This is a genomic window from Candidatus Saccharimonadales bacterium (assembly GCA_036397795.1).
GTDB lineage: Bacteria > Patescibacteriota > Saccharimonadia > Saccharimonadales > DASWIF01 > DASWIF01.
On sequence record DASWIF010000039.1, the window covers coordinates 1 to 3,823 of the forward strand.

Below are 3,823 nucleotides of genomic sequence, written 5' to 3' on the forward strand. Positions count from 1 at the left end.
TATCTCGTAATCCGGATGCAGAAAATGTAGCATATTTGGAGAAATATACTGAAGAACACCCTGATCAATCGTTCATGATGTTTGAATCTATGGATGGACAGAGCGGATATCTATCTAGACATTTAGTTAGAGTAGACTTGCCCTCCGATCAACCGCCTGGCGTCATCAAGGGATACCTGGAAGAATTCATAAACGGCTTATTTGACAATCCCCCCAAGGGGCATACTATATTTCCTATCCGCCGCCACTATTATACACTCGTCCATGCAGGCAAAACCTACTATGCCTATGACGCTAAGGGTGACTGGGAGACTGAATTTGCGGGCGATGGTTTTGCGCATAGAAGCGACAAAGATTCATACCGTATATTAGGTGAATAAACTCAGCCGCGGGATCTGAAACTTAAGAATTTTCTAAGGACGCTAGCGTCTAGTTACTGGCTTGTAAAATACTGACCCGGTTGCCTTCGGAGTCTTTGAAAGAAACCCATAGACCTATACCCGGTATGTTAGTGGGCTCACCGAGCATCTCGCCATCGGCGGCCTTGACGTTTTCTATAGCTGTTTTCATGTCTGGCACAGAAATCACGACTGATGGCTCCTTTGACTGGGGTGATTGCTTTAATTCGTAAAACCCACCGTTGATGGTGCCTGGTGTTTTGACCATTTGTTTGTCATCGGTTTCGGCCGTCTCAGCCAAAAGGTAGTGGCCCATTTGCTCACCAGCGTCAACCATCTTCCACCCAAATACTTTTTGATAAAACTCGGATACTCGTTTTGGATCCTTATAAGGCATCTCAAAGTGCACGACCGGGTTGTTGCTCATAAAAACCTCCTAGTTACATTATGATTATACGCTCTGATTTCTGCGCGCTTCTAAAGAAACTGGAGCTTAATAATTTTCGATAGTAGGTGTTTTAATGGCGTTTTTGCAAGTTAACAGTGACGGTGTCGCCGACTTGTTTATTGATTACAGCTCGAATCTCCGCCTTGACCGGCAGCATATGACGGCCGTCGCCCAGAGCCATGAATGAGCTTTTAAAGGGATGGCCGTCTATGGTGCCGCTGACCTTGACCAAACCCTTGGTTTTAAAAAACTTGGTCGATTCCGGCCAAATGACACAGGTCCAGCCACCCGTGCCGGGGTTCTTTTGCAGTTTAGCCGTGAATTTTTTAGTCAATTCTTCAGTCACAACTGAATACTAGCACAACACTTTTGTAGAATCTGCGCAGAATTGAAGATTAAGAACTTTCAGGCTGTATGCTTTAAGATATGGAAAGAAATCCATTAGACCAAGAGCCAAAAAATTTTAGGGAGCGAGCCAAGAGAATTGGCGAGAATATTCTCCACTGGATGTTTGATCCGGCAGTTGTCGGTAGGGTCGTGAATAGAACAGGCGCAGTGGAAGCCGACATAGATGACAGGGGATTGATGCAGTATTACGTTGACAATCCAGAAACTGACCGCCATGAACCGCTCTTAGATTCCCGGAGCTAAAAATGCAAAACCCTCTGTAAGATCGGTTCACTTCGGCATGACAAAATCTACTTGACTAAGGAAACCGCACTAAGAACTTCTGCCAGTGCTTATATAGTCTAGAAAATCGACTCGGTTTCTTCGCAGAGATAACCGGTGTTAACACCCGAGCCGCCGCGACAGTTGTCGTACCCTTCGTTGCCGTATAATAGATCGTCTGACGGCCCGCCATATATAACATCGTCGTGCTTGCCGCCCCTTAAAGTGTCGTTTCCGTCGTTGCCATGCAAGATGTCCTGACCCATACCGCCCCAGAGCATATCCGCCCCATTACCGCCCTTGAGGAAGTCATCACCTTTGCTGCCATAGATAAAGTCGTTGCCCTCGCCACCGTAGAGATGGTCGCGCCCGCGGCCGCCGTGCATGGTGTCATTGCCACCACCTCCCAAGATAGTGTCCTGGCCCTCACCACCCCAGAGTTCATCGTCACCACCGCCACCGCAAATCACGTCGGCTCCGCCGCCACCCTTGACAACGTCGTTGCCCGGACCGGCCCATATCACGTCGGCTTTGGGAGTACCGTGGATAGTGTCGTCATGTTTGGTGCCAACGATAGTGGCCGGCAGGCCCTGGCAAACGACAGGGTCGGTGGCAACCGCGCAACCCGGAAGCGGTTTGAAGTCAAACTTATCGGCGTTAGCTGGCAGCCAAGACCTCAAAGCATCAAGAGTTTGTCGGTTGCTATTACCATCATGGATAACCACGACATCGCCGTCCTCAAGCGTATTAAAAATATTGATAATATGATTTACGCCCGGATCAGACCAGTCCCGCGGATCGACATTCCATTTCCATTCGATCATGCCCCGTTTAGCGGCCGAAGCCCGCACGGAGTCGCTAGTTGAGCCATAAGGCGGGCGATAGCAGGTCATTATTGGGCCGCCACTACTAGTCACAACGTCTTGCAGACGATCGAAGGTAGCCAGCCGCTGACTATCGCTTAGATCGGTCAATCTTTCATGGTTATAAGTATGGTTGCCAATGGCGTGGCCACTAGCATAGATGCTTCGCAGGGCGGCCGGATCGCAACTGACACCGTAGCCGGTGACAAACCAAGTAGCCAGGGCTCCGTGTTCGGCAAATAGATCGAGCATGCCCCAGGTAACGTTATCAGTGCAGCTGGGGCCGTCGTCAATGCCAAAATATACTACCGGCTGGCTATTGCTTCCCTCGGCCTTAGGGCCAGACTGCGGCTCGGCCAGAGGTTGGGTGACAGGAATCGAATCATCGTGCTGGTGCGCCTCCGGCAACGGGTCTGCCGGTTGGGCATATGAAACCGCTCGCTGGCTCGGTAACGTTTGTCCGGCAACAAGGTATAACGGGAGTATTAGTGCGACCAACATTGTTATAGATACGGCCGACAACATAAAACGCTTCACTGCCTGTATAACTTCACTTCTAATGATTAGTTTCACTATACAATAAAATTTATGAATTGTCTATAACCTGAGTGTTAGTTTTGCCGGTGTAACTTTAGTAAAATAATTTATTGTTAATGCTGTCAAAATCGCCAAAGCTGTCACCGCGTGAGGCTAAAAAAACTTGAAAGTTAAGATAAATTGAGTTTTAGTATTAATATGATTACCCCGCTGCACGAAGAGAAATGGAAGAAACAGCCAATAAGTTTATGCTAGCGGCAAATTATCAAGAATTGGTGGACCACTCAGCTAGAGCGGGTATTGAGTTGCATCGGGCACAAACTAATCCATACGAAAACCGAAGCCAAATTCCTTTGTTAGAGGAACGGTTTAGCCAAGCTAATTGCTCGGCTGAGATTGCGAGACTGGCGCTATCGGAGCTTTACGCCGAAGTCGACATAATCGTGAATAATGGTTGATTATTGTTGTCGGCTTTGAACGCAGAATCTAGTAATTTTACGGATTAAGTTAGCGGGCAAAGCTTGATCTAGCGGGAACTGGATCGTACCCTTTGAGGTGCTAAAGCTCTTAAGCTCTGGCTTGAACTCGGCTACTGCGCTCGAGCCGGGATAAAAGCCGATATGGGTTTTATAAGCGGCAAAATGCAATAAGTTTTTGTCGTTTAATTTGTAAGTTGGAATGCCGTAGGCAAAAGTTTGTTCGGCCTGCGGCGCCTCCTCACGGATGATCTGCATCAGGCTTTTGAGCTTGGTTTGGGTAGCCGAGTCAAGATCTGCCAGATATTCCGGAATCGAGCTGTACTTTTTCATAACTGCCATGATTACTCCTTTGGCTTAGCTAACCTGCTGATTTTATAACCTCACGTTGTTCGTCATCGGTGGTCCGCTGGCCGGGCTGGAGCTTAGCAT

At 48.2% G+C, this 3,823-nt stretch carries 7 protein-coding genes; 3 read left to right on the forward strand and 4 right to left on the reverse strand.

Going from position 1 to position 3,823, the window contains the following annotated elements; genetic code table 11:
- Positions 1–380, forward strand: a 380-nt coding sequence (locus tag VGA08_02410) for a hypothetical protein (protein ID HEX9679450.1), incomplete at its 5' end; no start/stop codon positions are given.
- 49 nt (positions 381–429) lie between these two features.
- Here the strand turns inward: VGA08_02410 and VGA08_02415 are convergent.
- The gene (locus tag VGA08_02415; GenBank protein HEX9679451.1) at positions 430–825 is read right to left on the reverse strand and encodes a VOC family protein; all 396 of its coding nucleotides are present in this window, start codon (positions 823–825) and stop codon (positions 430–432) included.
- A 91-nt stretch (positions 826–916) separates the two neighbouring features.
- Positions 917–1,192, reverse strand: coding sequence for a DUF1905 domain-containing protein (locus VGA08_02420; protein HEX9679452.1), 276 nt, complete (start codon positions 1,190–1,192; stop codon positions 917–919).
- Between the two features lie 80 nt (positions 1,193–1,272).
- Here VGA08_02420 and VGA08_02425 point away from each other — a divergent pair, with 80 nt between their 5' ends.
- A complete protein-coding gene (locus tag VGA08_02425; protein HEX9679453.1) occupies positions 1,273–1,497 on the forward strand; it encodes a hypothetical protein in 225 nt (74 codons plus the stop codon).
- 98 nt (positions 1,498–1,595) lie between these two features.
- Here the strand turns inward: VGA08_02425 and VGA08_02430 are convergent, their stop codons facing one another.
- On the reverse strand, positions 1,596–2,786 hold the full coding sequence (locus VGA08_02430) for a polysaccharide deacetylase family protein (protein HEX9679454.1): 1,191 nt from the start codon (positions 2,784–2,786) through the stop codon (positions 1,596–1,598).
- Positions 2,787–3,139: 353 nt separating this feature from the next.
- Between VGA08_02430 and VGA08_02435 the strand changes: the two genes are divergently transcribed.
- Complete coding sequence (locus VGA08_02435; protein ID HEX9679455.1) at positions 3,140–3,373, forward strand: hypothetical protein; 234 nt, start codon at positions 3,140–3,142, stop codon at positions 3,371–3,373.
- Here VGA08_02435 and VGA08_02440 read toward each other — a convergent pair whose 3' ends face one another.
- Positions 3,374–3,733, reverse strand: coding sequence for a DUF1801 domain-containing protein (locus tag VGA08_02440; GenBank protein HEX9679456.1), 360 nt, complete (start codon positions 3,731–3,733; stop codon positions 3,374–3,376).
- Positions 3,734–3,823 lie beyond the last annotated feature (90 nt).

What these genes read in the sequence shown, in the direction of transcription:
- VGA08_02415 (HEX9679451.1), bottom strand. Translation starts at nt 825, where the DNA reads ATGAGCAACAACCCGGTCGTGCACTTTGAGATGCCTTATAAGGATCCA.
- VGA08_02440 (HEX9679456.1), bottom strand. Translation starts at nt 3,733, where the DNA reads ATGGCAGTTATGAAAAAGTACAGCTCGATTCCGGAATATCTGGCAGAT.
- VGA08_02435 (HEX9679455.1), top strand. Translation starts at nt 3,140, where the DNA reads ATGGAAGAAACAGCCAATAAGTTTATGCTAGCGGCAAATTATCAAGAA.
- VGA08_02425 (HEX9679453.1), top strand. Translation starts at nt 1,273, where the DNA reads ATGGAAAGAAATCCATTAGACCAAGAGCCAAAAAATTTTAGGGAGCGA.